The 18,176-nt window shown below is 41.3% G+C and carries 16 protein-coding genes; 6 read left to right on the top strand and 10 right to left on the bottom strand.

Annotated elements, in window-relative coordinates:
• The first annotated feature begins 96 nt into the window (after positions 1–96).
• A complete protein-coding gene (locus CSV69_RS12190) occupies positions 97–1,230 on the top strand; it encodes a CapA family protein (protein WP_099693560.1) in 1,134 nt (377 codons plus the stop codon).
• 74 nt (positions 1,231–1,304) lie between these two features.
• Here CSV69_RS12190 and CSV69_RS12185 read toward each other — a convergent pair whose 3' ends face one another.
• Positions 1,305–1,877 carry an SCO family protein gene (locus CSV69_RS12185; protein WP_085426840.1) on the bottom strand — a complete coding sequence of 191 codons (573 nt, stop codon included), beginning with the start codon at positions 1,875–1,877 and terminating at the stop codon, positions 1,305–1,307.
• Between the two features lie 351 nt (positions 1,878–2,228).
• Here CSV69_RS12185 and CSV69_RS12180 point away from each other — a divergent pair, with 351 nt between their 5' ends.
• Positions 2,229–3,041: a gluconate 2-dehydrogenase subunit 3 family protein gene (locus CSV69_RS12180; RefSeq protein ID WP_099693559.1), complete on the top strand. Its 813-nt coding sequence runs from the start codon at positions 2,229–2,231 to the stop codon at positions 3,039–3,041.
• A gap of 26 nt (positions 3,042–3,067) precedes the next feature.
• Positions 3,068–4,822 (top strand): GMC family oxidoreductase, encoded by a 1,755-nt coding sequence (locus tag CSV69_RS12175; RefSeq protein ID WP_099693558.1) that lies wholly within the window; start codon positions 3,068–3,070, stop codon positions 4,820–4,822.
• 86 nt (positions 4,823–4,908) lie between these two features.
• On the opposite strand, the gene CSV69_RS12170 is transcribed toward CSV69_RS12175, so the two are convergent.
• Positions 4,909–5,388: an OsmC family protein gene (locus CSV69_RS12170; RefSeq protein WP_085426841.1), complete on the bottom strand. Its 480-nt coding sequence runs from the start codon at positions 5,386–5,388 to the stop codon at positions 4,909–4,911.
• 256 nt (positions 5,389–5,644) lie between these two features.
• On the opposite strand from CSV69_RS12170, the gene CSV69_RS12165 reads away from it, so the two are divergent.
• Positions 5,645–6,064: a hypothetical protein gene (locus CSV69_RS12165; RefSeq protein WP_099693557.1), complete on the top strand. Its 420-nt coding sequence runs from the start codon at positions 5,645–5,647 to the stop codon at positions 6,062–6,064.
• Between the two features lie 321 nt (positions 6,065–6,385).
• On the opposite strand, the gene CSV69_RS12160 is transcribed toward CSV69_RS12165, so the two are convergent.
• The 8 genes from CSV69_RS12160 to CSV69_RS12125 all read right to left on the bottom strand — a co-directional run bounded on the left by CSV69_RS12160 (position 6,386) and on the right by CSV69_RS12125 (position 14,605).
• Complete coding sequence (locus CSV69_RS12160) at positions 6,386–7,306, bottom strand: HNH endonuclease (protein WP_099693556.1); 921 nt, start codon at positions 7,304–7,306, stop codon at positions 6,386–6,388.
• Positions 7,307–7,470: 164 nt separating this feature from the next.
• Positions 7,471–7,863 (bottom strand): hypothetical protein, encoded by a 393-nt coding sequence (locus CSV69_RS12155; RefSeq protein ID WP_099625716.1) that lies wholly within the window; start codon positions 7,861–7,863, stop codon positions 7,471–7,473.
• A 456-nt stretch (positions 7,864–8,319) separates the two neighbouring features.
• The gene (locus CSV69_RS12150; protein WP_099693555.1) at positions 8,320–9,396 is read right to left on the bottom strand and encodes a S26 family signal peptidase; all 1,077 of its coding nucleotides are present in this window, start codon (positions 9,394–9,396) and stop codon (positions 8,320–8,322) included.
• The gene (locus tag CSV69_RS12145; protein WP_099625714.1) at positions 9,389–9,889 is read right to left on the bottom strand and encodes a sigma-70 family RNA polymerase sigma factor; all 501 of its coding nucleotides are present in this window, start codon (positions 9,887–9,889) and stop codon (positions 9,389–9,391) included. Before CSV69_RS12145 ends, CSV69_RS12150 begins: the two co-directional genes overlap by 8 nt.
• A 19-nt stretch (positions 9,890–9,908) precedes the next feature.
• Positions 9,909–11,198 (bottom strand): polysaccharide deacetylase family protein, encoded by a 1,290-nt coding sequence (locus CSV69_RS12140; protein WP_099693554.1) that lies wholly within the window; start codon positions 11,196–11,198, stop codon positions 9,909–9,911.
• A gap of 188 nt (positions 11,199–11,386) precedes the next feature.
• Positions 11,387–11,929 carry an SCO family protein gene (locus tag CSV69_RS12135; protein ID WP_158232669.1) on the bottom strand — a complete coding sequence of 181 codons (543 nt, stop codon included), beginning with the start codon at positions 11,927–11,929 and terminating at the stop codon, positions 11,387–11,389.
• Between the two features lie 112 nt (positions 11,930–12,041).
• Positions 12,042–13,802 carry a GMC family oxidoreductase gene (locus CSV69_RS12130; protein ID WP_099693552.1) on the bottom strand — a complete coding sequence of 587 codons (1,761 nt, stop codon included), beginning with the start codon at positions 13,800–13,802 and terminating at the stop codon, positions 12,042–12,044.
• A 23-nt stretch (positions 13,803–13,825) separates the two neighbouring features.
• Positions 13,826–14,605 carry a gluconate 2-dehydrogenase subunit 3 family protein gene (locus tag CSV69_RS12125; RefSeq protein ID WP_099625710.1) on the bottom strand — a complete coding sequence of 260 codons (780 nt, stop codon included), beginning with the start codon at positions 14,603–14,605 and terminating at the stop codon, positions 13,826–13,828.
• A gap of 373 nt (positions 14,606–14,978) precedes the next feature.
• Between CSV69_RS12125 and CSV69_RS12120 the strand changes: the two genes are divergently transcribed.
• Positions 14,979–15,419 (top strand): cell wall hydrolase, encoded by a 441-nt coding sequence (locus tag CSV69_RS12120; RefSeq protein WP_085426851.1) that lies wholly within the window; start codon positions 14,979–14,981, stop codon positions 15,417–15,419.
• A gap of 157 nt (positions 15,420–15,576) precedes the next feature.
• Positions 15,577–18,162 carry a CBS domain-containing protein gene (locus tag CSV69_RS12115; protein WP_099693551.1) on the top strand — a complete coding sequence of 862 codons (2,586 nt, stop codon included), beginning with the start codon at positions 15,577–15,579 and terminating at the stop codon, positions 18,160–18,162.
• Positions 18,163–18,176 lie beyond the last annotated feature (14 nt).

The raw sequence follows: 18,176 nt of genomic DNA, 5'->3' as shown, positions 1-18,176 counted from the left end.
CCAATTTTTAATTGTTTACCAATCTACTAATGTGCTATCGTTAACTTTGGAAACCTACATAGGAATAGCAATTATAGATTTGGAGAGATTAACTTGATGAGGAAATGGCTTGTGGCTTCATTGGTCTTTGTCTGGACCGTTGGCGGCATAATTTTATGGAGTGATTGGAATACTAGAGAGTATGGACTAACTTCAGAAAAGAAAAGTACGGTGACTAACTCTGTAGCAAAGGACACGACTGAAAAAGTAACAGAAGTGAAAGCAGAACAAAAGGTGGAAGAAACGATTAGTACTACAGCAACGATTGGAATGATCGGAGATGTGCTTTTACATAATCCCATCTACACGTATCCGAACTTTGATTTTGCATTTGAAGAAATAAAAGATAAAACGGCAAGTATTGATTTTCTATTAGCGAACCAAGAATCTATGCCAGCTGGTGTCGAACTTGGATTGTCTACGTATCCAAAATTCAACAGTCCCAAACACATACTGCCGGCTTTGCAAAAAATTGGTGTCGATATGGTTACCTTCGCGAACAACCATACATTCGATAAAGGAGAAGCCGGTGTACGAAAGTCAATTGAGCATGCAAATGAATATGGGCTTGAGTATGTTGGCGCCTATGAATCATTTAAAGATCGCAAGACGCAACGGATTGTCGAAGTCAACGGCATCAAAATTGGAGTACTTGCCTATACATATGGCACAAATGTGGAGCTAGACTTGCACGACAAAGAGTACTTGGTCAACTACATCGACCGTGAACGGATGGAAAATGAAATTAAAGAAATGAAACCCATGGTAGACGTTACAATCGTATCATTGCATTGGGGGCCTGAATATCATCTCGAAACGTCTGAAGATCAAGCCGAACTTGCACAATTCGTTTCAGATGCGGGTGCAGATGTACTATTCGGACATCACCCACACGTCTTACAACGCTATGGAGAAGTAGGAAACACGAAAGTTTTCTTCTCACTTGGCAACTTCTATTCCGCTCAACCATTTGACTATACGAACTTTGGCGGTATCGCTAAGCTATCGGTGACAAAAGAACAAACAGGCGATCAAAAAACGGTAACTATCGAAGATCCACGATTTTTCCCAACTGGCGTCATTCGAGATCAAGATAGGCGTTTCAAAGTCGTTCCGCTTAGTAAAGCCAATCCAACGATTAAATACAATGATGAATGGGTTGAAAACCATGTAGGCGTACCAAAATGGTAACATTCCCGAACACTCAAAAAGCCTTTCTAATCCTAGGATTAGAAAGGCTTTTCATATGGTCGAACCTTTTCGGCTTACGCGCCGAGTACCGTCTTGACGTCTTCTATTAACAATTCATTCTCAGTCGCTGTCAGCCCATCGTATCTTTTCACAATCTCACCGTCAGGGTTTACTAAATAAAAGTAATAGCTATGGGCGCGTTGATCTAGCGCTCCCTTTTCCAATATAGAAAGGAAAGTGTTTTTTGAAATATCTTGGATCGTTTCAAAATCATAGCCTGTCAAAAAACTCATCGTATTCAAATCCGCTCCAAAATCCGCAGCATACTTCTTCAGCACTTCAGGTGTATCATAATCAGGATCTATACCGAATGATACAATTTGAGGTTTCAGACCCTCTTCTTTTAATTTTTCTTGAACATCGACCATATTCGCTGTTGTTCTTGGGCATACTGTAATGCAGTTCGTATAGGAGAAATACGCAATCCACCAGTCCCCTTTTAAATCATCCAATCCAAGAGGTTTGTCATCTTGTGTAGTAAATGTAAAATCAGGTATTTTTTCAGACATATTTGTTTCGATTTTCTTATTACATGCGCTCAGAAATAAAATGGTCGCGCATAAAAGAATAGCTACTTTAATTTTCATGAAGATCCTCCCACTTTTGGTATATCGCAATGAAGAAAGTAAGTATACCACAACTGACTTCTATCTATTATTGCAGTTTACTCGTTGTACTATCCCTGTCTTGGAATTATTGTATCATCATTTCCTTTGCTAATGTGAATGAGCTGTTTTGTTAAAACAATTCTATGGGCCAAATATAGTCCTGTCTATTATATATATCAAAAAGTTGAAATTATATGTAGATAAATAGTTTTTTCTTGTCTAAATACATGATAATGTGGGTAATCTTAAGTAGGCACGTTTTATAAGTAGATTAGTTATTCAGTATATCGCATATGTATTTTGGTTACACTTTACTAAGGAGGGGTTAAAATGGCAGACCAACAACCACCAAAGGATGTACATGAGAAACCGCAACACGAGCAAGATATGGGCCGGAGAAATTTCTTGAAAAACACTGGACTCGTAGCTGGTGGACTTGTCGGTGGATCTATATTCGGAGGTCTACTCACAGGCGGCTTGGATAAGAAGAATGATAAAAATAACAAGCCAGCTGGAGAAAACAACAATAAAGGTATCGAAGTAACACAAGCACGTCAATTCTTTACACGTCATCAAGATTTCAAAGTATTAAATGCAGCGACTGAACAGATTTTTCCTGAAGATGAACTTGGTCCAGGCGCAATCAAATTAGGTGTTCCGTATTATATCGACAAACAACTAGCAGGACGCTGGGGTGTCAATGCATACGATTATCGCCAGGCCCCCTATGCAATCGATTTGAAAGCTGTCGATCAAACCGCTGGACCTGGTGGAGAACAATCCATTTTGGATCGCGGCATGATCTTCCTACTCGGACTACGTAAAATGGATGAAGAAAGTCAAAAGCGTTTCGAAGTCACTTTTGATAAAGCAACTAAAGAACAACAAATAGAAATCATGACCGACGTCGAGGCAAACAAAGTGCAGATGAGAGGTGTAAAAGCTTCTGAATTTTTCATTCTGTTAAAACAAGCGACATTAGAAGGCGCTTATTGTGATCCATTGTATGGAGGGAATATTAATATGGAAGGCTGGAAAATGAAAGAGTTTCCGGGCGCAGTGGCTTCCTATGCAAACTATATTGAATCAGATGAATTTGCAAAACTGGATCCCGTCAGTCTAAGAGATTACCAAGGGCACTAAAACAGAAACAGTGAGGAGGATATGCAATGGTAAAAAAACTTGAAAAAGTAGATGCGGTCATCGTAGGTTCCGGCTGGGTTGGAGGAATCACGGCTGCAGAACTTACAAAAGCAGGATACAACGTGGTCATATTAGAACGAGGTAAAAACAAAAAGCATGAAGACTTCATCGGAACGAAAGATGAATTACGCTACTCCAAAAGATATGAGCTGATGCAGGAATTAAACAAAGATACGATCACTTCTAGAAACTCTATAAACAAAGAAGCTATACCGGTTCGGAATAATATGAACGCACGTCTTGGAAACCATACAGGTGGCGCAGGTGTTCACTGGAACGGCATGTCTTTTCGCTGGTTGCCGTATGATTTTGAAATTTATAGTAAGACTGTAGAACGGTATGGGAAAGAAAAAATTCCAAAAGGTTCGACGATGCAAGATTGGGGCATTACATACGATGAGATCGAGCCGTATTTTGATCAATTTGAAAAAACAGCAGCGATCTCAGGTGAAGAAAACCCAGTCGGTCCTCCACGTTCCGATAAATATCCGAATCCACCAATGAAAGAAACACCGAATATTCGTTTGTTCACCAAAGCAACGAAAGCTCTCGGTTACCACCCTTATCGGATTCCGTCTGCTAACGCATCAAAAACGTATACCAATCCAGATGGTGAAACGATCAATGGTTGCGTATATTGTGCCTTTTGCGAAGAATACGGCTGTGACTTTGGAGCGAAAGCAGATCCGATCGGTACAGTGCTCAAGACGGCACATAAAACGGGTAAGATGGAGATTCGTAATGACGCATTCGTTAATCGGGTAAGCCATGACGGAAAGAAAGCGAACGGGTTAGTCTACACTGATACAACGACTGGCGAAGAATTCGAACAACCAGCCGACATTGTAGTACTTGCAGGTTTCGTCTTTACGAACATCAAGCTGTTGTTACATTCTAAAATTGGACAGCCATACGATCCCAAAACAAAACAAGGCATGATCGGCAAGAACTTTACAGGTCACTTCAACAACTTGTCAACGTATATCGGGGCTCGTGGATTCTTCGAAGATAAAAAATTCAACAACTTCATGGGCGCTGGCGGTATGGGTTCTTCCATTGGCGACTTCAGTGGAGACAATGAAGATCATACAAACCTCGACTACTTGCACGGGTATGAAGTACATTACAGCCAGCTCGGTTCACGACCTATTAACAATAATGCAGTTCCGTATGACACACCGGGTTGGGGTAAGGAATTTAAAAAGAATTCGATAAAATATTATAACCGTAACCTATTCATCACAGCACAGAGTGGCTTCTTGCCAAACGAGAATACCTATATGGATTTGGATCCAACATATAAAGATGCACTCGGTAATCCGCTTCTGCGGGTCACAGTGGAATATGCAAAACAAGACATTGAACGTGCAAAAGCAGGAGTCGCGCGGTGTGAAGAGATCATGAAAGAAATGGGTGCAGACCAAATGAACGTCGATGTAGTAAAAGACGATACTGTATTCGACCATAAATTCTTTACAGACCACTTCTTTGGTGGTGCGATCATGGGAGCTTCTCCTGAGAACTCCGCAGTCAATACCTATTCACAAATGTGGGATATGGAAAACCTATTCGTCGTAGGCGGATCTTCATTCCCGCATACTGGTAACTACAACCCAACCGTTACGATTGGTGCATTCGCTTATCGTGCAGCTGAAGGGATGATCAAGTTCTTAAAAGAAGGCGGCAATGTTGCGGCTGCGTCACTTGAGAAAAATGCTTGATTTGAATGAAAAATACGCCATCTGTTCGTCTCAATAGACAAATGATGGCGTATTTTTATACCTATTTATAACCTTGCTTCATACAATCACTTAATATGCAACGTAACGTCTTCTTTCAAGCTAGAAAGAATCGGTGAACGTTCAATTGCAATGGCCGCAATCTCTGCTAGATGTCCTTTATTCGTAGCAGACTGTGCTGATAAGACGATCATTGGTTTCGTAATTCCACTATTTCCACTTTGAATTCCTAAAAACGGTGCTTTATCACATACCCCACTGAAGACAATTTCCGCTCGATCCACAATTACACCTTGATTATGTGCTTCTAAATGAAATGTAACGCCAAAACTAGTAGTTGCGGCAGCGATCAATAACTCAATCGGCATCACTTGCTTTTCTCCAGGCTTCGCAAATCCTTCTAAATCAATTTCGTGCAGATCTTTCGTTTCAAGCGATATCATTTCACCAACTACATAATGGCACGTCCCCTGCCATTCACTAATGGCGAGTGACGGATCTTGCTCTATCAATCGTTTAATTTCAGTCATGATCTTAGTTGTACTCATTTTATGGCCTCCTGGTAATCTAAGTTGTATTTAGTGTATATGCAGATCAGGAAATTTTAATCCACTCTGGCTGTATTGGCCCCTAGTATAGGTTGCTAGGCCAGCGTGTTGTAGATGAAGTGATTCCTTACGTGTTAAAAAGTCCATACCACTCATCCTCTTTACCATGATTATATACTGAATCTCTTCAATTAGTGGAACTACTATCCACTCTCGTCGTATATATATTATAATCAAAAATCAAAGAGGTGATGGGATGAAAAAGAAAGTTGTTATAGGGTCCATTCTAGTGCTGCTGATCGTACTAGTTTTCGCATCGACTTTCCTACATAAAGCGACCGAAGATCCGATTCTTGCCAAGCGAATCGAGGAACAAGCCAACAGTGGCGTGATGAAAATCCGGTTAAGTAATTTAACAAATTTCGATTGGGATCAAGCCATGGTCTTCGGTCCATATACTTCGAGAGAAATGATTGAAGACCGTTTGGATATTACAGTCAAAGGCAGTATTCAAAATATTGATTTTAGAGATGATCTATTCTTGCTCGTTTTTGCTAATGGCAAGTATGCGGTTAAAACTGTTGAACTACCTAGAAGAACTTTTGATTTTACAAATAATGTTTTTATACTAACGCCGTCCTATGACGACTTGAACGTCGGTCGTTATTTGCAATAAAGTGACCACAATTATAACTAGTATGGTGAAGTTTCAAGAAAAGCATCCCTCCTCGTTACCCACTATATAGAGAATAAATCCAAAAGGGATAGTGCGTGTGGAAATCTTTTGTCCACGCGCGCTTTTTCTTTTCTTTGTAGTTTTCTTAAATGCTTAGGTTATTGCTAGGTGCAAAACTGTCCCATGGAACGGTGCAAATTTGTCTACTACATGGACTGTTTTGCTCCCATCGTACAATCTATTTGAGCAGTAATAAACGAAAAAACCCTTTTTTGCTCTATATAGACTGAAGAAAGTAAATAAGATACAGAATATACGATTTTATTTTTTGAGCATATTCTTCTTATGCCATTTAAAATAGTATTTATTTTCTTCCACACGTACAATTTTTACTTTTGCATGTATCGCATACTTCTCATAATCCTCTTCCGGAATTTGCGAAGAAATATGGATCTTTCCCTGACCATCGAATGCTATGAAACCTTCGTCATATAGTGCCGCATGATTACGGCATAGTAATAGCCCATTATACCGATTTAATCTTTCCGCTTCAGTGCTATCCTTCCAGGGCTTGGAATGACTAGCTTTCAACAAAGCGGGTAGCTTAATTTCACAAATCGCACATGTACCATTCCATTGATCCATCAATTCATTTCTGAACTTCTGTTTGCCTAGCCGCACTTTCGTTTTAGCTTCCGATTCCGTTTCAGTCAACATAGGGATGAACGTATTATGCTCGGTTCTTTTCACAATCCCAATAGCAAATTCCAACTGTTCGTCATCTTCTACAAAAATATTCAACTCACCAATCAGTTCCACTAACTTAATCAATAATTCTTCATTACACGGATATAGGTAGCCTTGATTTCCATTTGAATCTTGTTGGAATGGAGAATATTTCATCGGGAGGTAAGGTTCGATATGAGTAAAATGATCGCGAACATTTAATGGAATTTCTAACTCATGATACTCTAAGTGAACTAGATATCCTTCTTCATTGTCTTCTAGATGTGTCCTCATACTCGAAGGCTTTTCTGCGATCACATAGTCAGATGTAGCCACGCTCATTGCGACAATATATCCTTTCACGTAATGCAGGATCCGATCTCCTGCACGCACTTCCCTTACGCGCTCCCATGAATGTTGCTCTTGTCCAATACGATCTTTTCGAGGTGTCCAAATGATTCCTACTTCTCGTTCTTCGTGATATGTACGTCCTTGCATGACGATGAAACTTTGCATCAATGAGAACTCCTTTCTGAACCGATTTCGTGTACTAGTACTCTTATCATATCTGGTACGGTTAAAAAGTGCATTCTTTGCAAACGAAAAACTGCAGACCACTCTACTTAGAGGGTTGTCTGCAGTTCGATTGTTTTGTATTTAATTATCGTATGAAGGAAGATTTACTTCTCAAACATACTCTCAATCAATTCTTCCATATCCTCTGCGGCGTGCAGTTCCTTCGACTGGAGGGCATCCAGCTCACCGTTCTCCATCGCTTCCACGCTGAACTTCTTCGTCTTCTCTTCTACACAGTTGACGAATATCGTATAGGCTTCTTTTAGTTCATTGCCTTCCGTTTCAAACGCGTTCGGAACTTCCAATGCATTCATGTCATTCAGAATTTGCTTGAACTCTTCTACTTTCCCCATCCATTGTTCTTGCATCCCTGGAATATCGAGTTCTTGTTTAGAAATAAATTCTTCAGAAATACCTTCATATTCTTCTGACGCTATAATCAAGCGTTCATGTAATCCAATGATTTTCTGTAAGTAATCTTTTCTGCTGAGTGCCATAGTATCATCTCCTTGTATGAGTATACCTGTTTAGTATTTCATCATACATCTTCCAATGCAAACGGGAGGGTTCGGGCACTTCTTTCTTACTTCTTGAAATTGAAGTTCTTGTCTTTTTCATCAACTATAACGAGTACTTGATCCATCACATAGTTTCAATCGCTAGTATGTCTGTAATACTTGTATCACGCTATTTAAACGATTATGTATACACACCAGACCGGCTCTATATAGCGAGCGGTTGGTTGACGGCTTATGCAAAACAGGTGCCGGTCTGGTATGTTTTCTATTTCTTGTTTCGATAGTGCTTACCAGTGTTCTTGCTCATGTTACATATAATAAAAACCAGGCTGGCTCTATAAGCGAGCGGTTGGTTGACGGCTAGTGCTGAACAGGTGCCAACCTGGTTTCTTTGAGGCTATATTTGGCATCACCTCCTTTAAAGTCTTTAACAGATCAATTTTTCACAATCCACTGTCCAGAGTTAGCGTCTCTTCCCATAGAGAACGCTTGCTCCACGACTCCTTCGCGTCCATATCGATAACGTATTTCCACTCTGTCTTCATTGATTGAAATGGCTCTGCGATAAGCAGCCTCGAGGAATAGTTCTCCGATTCTGCTAGATTCCGCGAATACTGATGACTCGGGTAGTTTATTCAAACCTGTGAGCTGATCGTATAAATACAAATCGAAGTACTCTTCGGCTGTATAATCACTCTTCATTTGATCAGTCAGATAATCGATGTAAATTGACTCGGTTCTTTCTTCCGTTGCGACGCCAATTAATTTACCGTAAATTTTGTGCACTGGCGTGACGGTCGCTCCTTGAACCGTCCCCTTTGCCGGGAAGTGGTTCAGCAGTAAATATTCCCGCGCGTTCAACAACTGATCATATCCGCCAGCGATCTTGACGTTTTGTTCTTTATAGCGATCCATCAGCTCAGACGATAACTGGTTGCCGTTAATGTTCAGCTTACCGTCTTGCAGGACAACACGATCTCCAGGTACCGCCACGACTTCATAATAGACACCTGTATACGTCGGCAAGTGACTATTCGTATTCGTAAAGGTCTTCACTATGTCACCTGGCTCATAGACCGTAGCATCGTATAGATCCGCTTTACGTTCTAGAACTGGATGATATGTGTCTGTACTAAATTGCAGTGAAAAAGATTCATCATCGACGTATAATAGACCGTCTACTTCCTTCGCCTCAGGCAATGAAGAAAATTCTTCGTAATCAATGGACGATAGTTGGTCTTTCTTTTGAAGCGCAGAAATCAACGCCATATCGTCAAGTGGATCATACGGTGTGCCCGGTCCTTGATCGGAAGAGATTTGATTGTCCGGCATCAAGTTGAACACGAGCAACAAGGCGACAACGGGTAATGCCGCTGTGACGAGCAAAGCTTGCCAAGAAAACTGTCTCTTTCGCGAAGGTTGGAGGTCATCGTGCACGCGCTGTTTAATTCGACGTTCCTGTTCTGTTGTATCGCCCATCATTTGGTCGAGTTTTCGTTTAAAGTCATTCAAAGTCGTCCACCTCCTCATCTTCAAAAAATCCCTTCAATTGCAACTTTGCTCTACGTAATCGAGTCTTGATCGTGTTTTCATTGAGCCCTAGAAATAATGCGATTTCCGCAATCGATTGCTCGTCATAATAATATAAAAGTAGAGGCTCGCGATATTTCAGCGGCAGTTGGAATAAGTGCTTTTCAAGTGAAGCGAGCTGCTCTTGCTCAATGATTTGTTCTTCCGAGCTTTTGGTTGATACGAAAATCGTTTCAAATACGACATCTTTTTTATGCTTCCAGGAGCGCAAATAATCTTTTGCACGATTCGCCGTCATTTTCGTCAAATACGTTTTAAGAGAGGCTTCATTGCGAAATTGGTCGCTCTTCTGGAAGTACGTGACGAAGACTTCCTGCACGACATCTTCAGCAGTTGACCAGTTTTTCACGTATAGATAAGCGATTCGTACTAAATAATGCGAATGCTCATTCATTATTTGATCCATTTCATTCATTTGGGTTAGTCACTCTCTTCTATGGCCATCTCATGTCTCCGTCAACATACGTTGCAAAATCTTTAAACGACCTTTTTTCTGTCATGCCAAATCGATTCACTTCATAATTGGAACGATCCATATTGGCATATCCTTCTACTGTTGTATAGCCAATTAGCAATCCTACTTCTTTAGCAGCCGCGATAAATTCATCATTATATTGGCCATATGGATACGCGATCGAAATAGCTGACGGTACATGGTGCAAATTCAGCTTCAAATCTTCGATAATTTCCTCTTCGGAATGTTCGAAAACTAAACCCGCTCCGCTTTCTATCCCTAGCTCGTGCAATGCGCATGTGTGGGCTTCAAACTGGAAGACATCTGTCATTTCTTTCAGATCTTCCGCATCAAGATACTTCAACAACCCGCCACCGTCAAATGCCGGTGCCCCTTTTCCTCTGTCCAAACGTGAAGAAATGATGTGGTGAGGTGAAGTAAAACCGTATTGCTTCAAGACGGGATACGCATATTTCTTCGATGATAATAATCCATCGTCAAATGTAATAATCAAAGCTTTTTCGGGTATGACTAATCGCCCTTCAAGATAATCATACAATTCTTGTGAAGTCAGCGTCGTAAATTGTTCATTGGCTAAATACGCCATTTGCTCTTCAAATTTTTCAAGTGAGATTGTACTCATTTCTGTTTCCATTAGTTTACGTGGCAGTACTTGGTGATACAGCAATACCGGCAAGCCTTCATCCATTTCCGCGGATGACTTATGAATATAGCCCGCACGTTCACCGACTTTGATAATATACCAATCGTTTTCTTCCTGCACAACTGGATAGCGATAACCTTCCCTCAATTGCATGAGGATACCACTTTCACGATTTGCTTCCGAATAGACCGGTGTTTCTTCAGCTGTTTTTACTGCACCAAGACGTTCTGTATGTAACGGTGCTTTGATCACGTTCTTTTCCACCTTTGCCTGCCCTTTACGAATAAAAGCTGGCATCTTACCTACTCGAATCTCATAATATTCCTCATCTTCACCAATGATCGCAACCGCTTGATTCGCTTGCAGTTCACCAATTCGGACAAGATTCTCTTGCTTCATATACATCGGTTGGTTTTGTGTAAGTGTGACTACCTGTTCAAATTCTCTCTCTGTAATGAACGGTTTGCTTTGTATAGTTTCCGCAAATGCCGTGGCTGGCTGCTCATGGAACAGTGGCACTTCATTCAAATTCCACTTGGCTCCATCTCCCATTATAAATAAGAGTAAGCTCGCTAGTAACAACACACAGCTATATATTTTCTTCATGTGAATCCCCCTATTATCATTTGCGCACCCTACAGACGGAGGAATACAGAAAAAGTTTCAAAAGTTTTTTAGAAAGTTTTTTATCGATGAGAACCGTATAACGTACATAAAAAGAAAAAGCATACTTTCGCCCTTTTTAGAACGAAAGTATGCCTGATTTAGTTATATAAATTATTTTTCAAATAACGCTACTTCCCTAAAATCGTCTTCACATCTTCGACTAGCAAGTCATTATCCGTAGCGCTCATGCCATTATACTGTTTGACAATCTCGCCGTCAGGATTAATTAAATAAAAGAAAAAGCTGTGGGATCGCTGACCGAGCGCTCCTTTTTCCAATACTGCCATAAATGTATTCACAGACAACTTACGAATTTCTTCAAAATCATAGCCTGTTAAAAACGTCATCGTATCTAGGTCGGCTCCATAATCTCTTGCATAATCTCGCAATATTTCAGGTGTATCCAATTCCGGATCGATACTGAACGAAATAATTTGCGGTGTTACACCTTCTTCTTTCAAACTCTCCTGAATACTGACCATATTCGCTGTCGTTCGTGGACAGACTGTTGTACAGTGCGTATAGGAAAAATAAGAAATCCACCAATCACCTTTCAAATCATCCAGCGCGAGTGTATTCTCGTCTTGTGTAGTAAACTCGAAATCCGGTAATTCTTCGGACATATTCGTTTCGATTTGATTGGAACAGGCACTGAGAAATACGGCTGTCAACAGGAGAAAAAGTATTCGGATATTCATAAGCATCTTTCCTCGCTATAATCTATATAAAGAAAGGAGAGAGGCTTCGATCTCCCTCTCCCCCCACGTCATATCTTTAATTAGTTTACGCTTTTGCGCTTTCTTCCTTTTTGACCAACTGGCCTCCGCCGTCCTCGAGGAACTTGATCATTCCTTCAGCAGCACGATACGCGAGAGCACCAACTGTCGCTGTAGGATTGGAGCTACCCATCAATGGGAATGAAGATGCCCCTACTACGAATAAATTATCCATATCCCATACTTGTGAATAGTTATTGACAGCAGATGTTTCAGGATTGTCTCCCATGATGACGCCGCCACCCGTATGATCGGAAAGTGATGTCTTATCAAATTCTGTTTCATCCGTAATTTCAGGAACTGTAATATAATCCGCGCCCATTTGCTCTAGTAACTCTTTTCCTCTTTGGTGAGCATATCGGACAATGTTGCGGTCTTGGTCATGGAACTTGCTCGTAACGCGCAGCAATGGATCACCAAACATATCTGTATACGTTGGATCTAAGTCCATATAGTTTTCACGCCAAGCGAGTGCACCATTTTGTTGCTGAACGTCTATACGACGGTTTGCATAGAAAATGGACTTGTCTTTAAATTCTTTCCCCCAAGAAGGAACACCTGCCGGAACGTGGTTATTCGTAATCGGTCGATCTCCTCTTTGAGACGTACGCAAACAGAAACCATGCAAGAAATCGAGTTTCGTATGATCCAGTTGCTCCACGTTGAAATCATCCATCGTCACACCAAGTGCACCGGTACCTGCATAGCGGTTGAATTTCTTCTCATCGAAGAATCCACGTACGCGTGTGTGCGTCAAGTTACGTTGGTGTGCTGTCAAGTGACTACCGATAACACCCGTTCCATCTTTCGGATTATACGGTTTCCCGATTTCCGATAAAAGCATTAAACGTGTATTCGTAAATGTAAATCCTGCCACTACGACTAGATCAGCCGGTTGGATGAACTCATCACCTGTTTCGGTATCTACATATTTGATACCGACAGCTTTTCCATTTTCATGTACAATTCGGACTGCATATGAATTATTGCGTAACTCATAATTACCCGTTTTATTGGCAGTAGCCAAGACCGTAGCGATTGGATCCGCTTTCGCTCCAAAATCACAGCCAAACGATTCACAAAATGCACAGTAAACACACGCATTAATTGTTTCGCCGTCTGGATTTGTATATGTTTCTGAAATGTTGGCAGAAGCAATACGATACGGGTGATACCCTAAATCTTTCGCTGCTTTCGTGAATGTACGAATGATATCCGTTTCTTTCATCGGTGGTGTAGGATAATCATCTGAACGCTGACCTGGTCGCAATGGATCGGGCTCCCCAGAGATGCCTCCCGTTTTTTCAAACTGGTCATAATACTTTTCTAGTTCGTCGTATTTTATACCCCAGTCCTGAAGTTGCATATCTTTCGGAATGATTTCCTCTCCATACTTTTCCACAGTCTTCGTGCGAATTTCGAAATCTGTCGGAAGCCAGCGATAAACCATACCGTTCCAGTGAACACCTGAACCGCCAGTAGCAGTACCATTAATAGCATTCGTATCGTTACTACGGTTTGGTGTCGCAGTTTCATCCAGCGTATTACGAATCGTCAATGTTTCCTTGTTCAATTCCTGGAACATGAGTTTCCGCACATCATAACGCAATTCATCTTTTGAACCGACGAAATCGTCTCGTTTCTGTGCCTTACCTCTCTCCAGACCTACTACTTTATATCCTTTTTTCGTTAATTCAGCTGCTGCAATACCGCCTGCCCAGCCTGAACCTACGACTACTACATCTACTTTTTCCAATGTTTTTACCATTCTGTTCTCCCCTTTCCTAAAGTTTATTTAGGTTGATAATCCGTCAGGCTGACCTGATCCATTTTAATAAATTTATCTTCTTCGATCATGTTGGCGTAAGATGCGATAGCTCCTGGATATTCTTTCATTTTCCAGCCTTTCATATCTCGGTTACCACCATATAAGGGATCACAGTACGCTCCTTCAAGCGTAGTTGAACGCAATAGTGCAAAGAATGCCTTTGAGGTAATTCCTTTTACTTCTACTTTGTCATCTGCAAAGTCCGTCATGATTTCTAATTGTTGATCTTCTGTTGCTTTAATGAAATTCGTATCGAATCTCTTTTGGCTCTCCATATCCATTGCACGCAGTCCATTAATGAAAATCTGCCCACGATCTAGGCTTGAATCTGCTGCGGAAGTTTTAGGACCTTTAAAGGGACCTTGTCTGTAATCGCCAACGTTAGACCCGTAAGGACCCGCAAGTTGCTTGTCAATATAATACGGAACGCCTAACTCTATAGCACCAGGACCGTTATCGTCTTCAGGGAAGATTCGCTCAACGGCTTGCTCCAAAATAGCAAAGTCCGCCATGCGCGTGAAATACATACGCGCTTCTTCATAACGCTTCTCTTTAGCTGTTCCTTTGTCCGCAGTGGAATTCGCGTTGTTGTTATTTTTAGAGCGGCTTGTAAATAGTCCTCCAAGCAACGCACCACCGGCTACCCCACCGACAGCAATTCCTGTGTTCTTGACGAAACTGCGGCGGCCCGGATCTGAAACTTCATTTGTGTTTTTGGGGTTATTTGTATTATTATCTGCCATGAGCTTGTCCTCCTTTTTTGTATGAATACATCACTTCTACAACACCGTTGCACTCTTCATATATACACAATAATTAATAATTTGAATGCGTATGCACAGATGTATGAATTTGTACATGTAGACAATGCGATCAGAAGATATAAATAATATCACAATAGTAATTTACTATTCTAAATATTTTAGAGTACTATGTACAGTGAAATGTTCAGTGTATCTATTTCAATCTATTAAACCTGCATATTTCATTTTTAGACAGTAATCTACATTAGCGATTCAACGTTCGCTAGTATATTTATTTTCATTCCTATAACTATTTCCTAAAATGGCACATCATCACCCCTCTTTTTCATACACTATGAGTGAGGTGAAAACTATGGCGAGAGTCAAATATCGAAATTCAGATGTCGACTTAATGGCAAGAATGATGAGAGCGGAAGCCGAGGCGGAAGGTAACCAAGGAATGCTATATGTTGGAAATGTTATTGTTAATCGCGCAGTAGCCGATTGTCTGGACTTCAGGGATGTGCGTTCGATCAACGATGTAATCTTCCAAATACAAGGAAATAATTATTCATTCGAAGCCGTACAAAAAGGAAACTTGTTCTACCAACGTGCAAGAGAATCAGAAAAAAGATTAGCTGAACGGACTCTAACAAACTGGCGTCAACATCCTGCCCACTATGCGCTATGGTATTTTAATCCATACGCCCCTTGCCCGCCTACTTGGTATGGTCAGCCGTTTACAGGGCAATTTAAAAATCACTGTTTCTATGAACCGCAACCTGGGACTTGTGATAGTGTCTATATGGGTTAAAAAGCACCATAGATTAGACTCAATTGAACATTTTGAATGAAACTGATAAACTGTACCTATTACACTATTTAACGCGAAAAATAACCACCTTCCACTCAGGCAGAGCAGAGGGTGGTTATTTTTTTACTAACTCACATATTGTCTAGGGGGACTATCAGTGCAAATTATTACATCACACGTCAATACTGACTTTGACGCGCTCGCTTCAATGATTGCAGCGAAAAAGCTGTATCCGGATGCACAGTTGATCATTTCCGATAAGCTGGAAGGTCGCGTACAACGTTTCTTGAATATTTACCGAGATGTCTTCGACTTCGTGCCAAGCGCTCGTATTGATTGGAATCAAGTAACAGAAATGATTATCGTGGACGTCGCTTCACTTTCTAGAATCGGTAGACTCCCCGATGATTTCGACGTCTCAAAACGCAAAGTCATTATTTATGACCACCATCAAAAAGGCGAAAAGGACCTAGCATACGATGAAGGGACTGTGGAACTTACAGGGGCTGCTGTGACATTGCTTCTTGAGGAAATCCAGAGAAAGAACGTATCGATCACAAGTTTTGAGGCTTCCTTATTCGGTCTCGGCTTGTATACAGACACAGGAAACTTTACATACGCGAATACAACGGTCCGTGACATGAAAGCTGCTGCATATTTACTCGAACAAGGAATGAGCCTTGAGATGGTTGGCAGTTTCGCGGAGGAATCATTAACTTCAGACCAGCAAGATTTGTTGGATCAATTGCTTACACATACAGAAATTCATGAAGTCGATGGTCTTGAAATTGCAGTCAGTACGCATGAGTTGGATAGCTTCTTGAACGGTTTGGCATTGATTACCACCAAAGTACTGGGTGTGAAAGGAACGGATGCGGTCATTACTGTCGTCAAAATGAAAAATACTGTATGCGTCGTAGGGCGTGCAAATTCTGAACGTATTACACTGCAACCTATCCTGAAAAAACTAGGCGGCGGAGGTCACAAGCATGCAGGTTCCGCCACTGTGAAAAAAGGAGATAAAGACGCCATTCTTGAGGAAATCAACAATAGTATGAGTACAATGTTGCGCCCTGCGATTACTGCAAAAGAGTTGATGACGTCGCCTGTCAAAACACTAACGCCTGATACAACGATTGAAGAAGCAGGCCATCGCATGTATCGATACGGGCATTCAGGCTACCCTGTCGTCGAAAACAATAAATTGGTCGGTTTAATTACGAGACGTGATCTAGATAAAGCAAATCACCACGGACTCGGTCATGCACCGGTGAAGGCATATATGACGACTAAAATCTATTCAATCGGACCCGATGCTTCACTTGAAGAAATACAGGAACTCGTCATCGAGCATAATATCGGTCGCTTACCTGTGCTAATTGACGGAGAAATCGTTGGGATTGTCACACGGTCGAATATTATCGAAGTGCTCTATAGCGATATGACAGCTGACAAGCAAACAGAAAACACGTCCCCTACCACTGATCTGATTGAAAAGATGGACAAGCATATGAGTGAAGAAGTTTCGCAATTGCTGAAAGACATCGGCGAAACGGCTAGCCGCATCCATACACCTGCCTACTTAATCGGTGGGATTGTACGGGATATTTTACTCGACAAGCCGAATTATGACATCGATATTGTGGCGGAAGGCAATGGAATCGAACTGGCGAAAAGTATGATGGAAACCCATGGCGGCGAAGTAGTGGAACATGAAAGCTTCGGCACTGCGACGTGGAATACCCCGTCCGGCCTATCCATTGATATGGTATCGTCAAGGCTCGAATATTACGAACAGCCAGCTGCTTTACCTGAAGTTGAAATCTCCATCCTCGAAGATGATCTGCAACGACGTGATTTCACGATCAATGCGATGGCAATCCGTTTGAATACAGAAGCGTTTGGTGAGTTGATCGATCCGTTTGGCGGACAAGAAGACTTGCGCCAAAAGAAAATCAAGATTCTCCATAATATTAGTTTCATTGAAGACCCGACACGTATTTTCCGTGCGGTACGCTTTGAAGAACGTTTCGGTTTCTCGATGGATGAGCAAACAGAAAAATTGGCACTGGAATCAATTGATAAAGTCATCCACTTGTCACCGCAGCGTATTAATGAAGAAATGATTCGTTTATTCACAGAAGGCAGACCACAAGAAGTCATTCGTCGCCTATTTGAACTAAAAGTTTGGCAACAGTTTGGTGTCAGCGAGAAACAGTTAGGTGCTTCCGTAATGGTCGCTAGTAACTTAGAAAAGCTGTACAACGAACAAGTACGTCAAATCGCGAATCTGAAAATCGGTGAAAAACCAAGCTGGTTCAATTACTTCCTGTTGCCGTTCTACTGTAATGATAGCTTGTATGCAGCGGAAAAATTCACACTGCGAAAAAACCGTAGGAAGCTGTTGGAAGAAATCACGGCATTGCAGCGGCATGATCAATGGAATGCAGCAAAACAATCTGGAGACTACCACTTGTTCCTTCACGATTTTTCTGACGAAGCAATCCTGTTTATCCTAGTGGCGGATGAAGTAGCGCATCTGGAATCCGTCATTGATTATCTGTACAAACGCAACCAACTTCAAAATCTATTGTCGGGTGGCGATTTAATGAAAGCCGGACTCAAGCCTGGACCAGCATTCGCTAAGATCTTGCTCCTTCTGGAAGTGAGTCAGCTAAATGGAGATATTGCCTCCAAGGATGATGCGTTGAAGTGGTTAGAGGAGTATTTATGTAAGAATTAATCAAAGACACCCGA

The organism is Sporosarcina sp. P26b (assembly GCF_002743245.1).
In the GTDB taxonomy this organism is placed as follows: Bacteria; Bacillota; Bacilli; order Bacillales_A; family Planococcaceae; genus Sporosarcina; species Sporosarcina ureae_C.
Note: the sequence above shows the minus strand (reverse complement) of the source record. Positions and strands in the feature narration are given on the sequence as shown.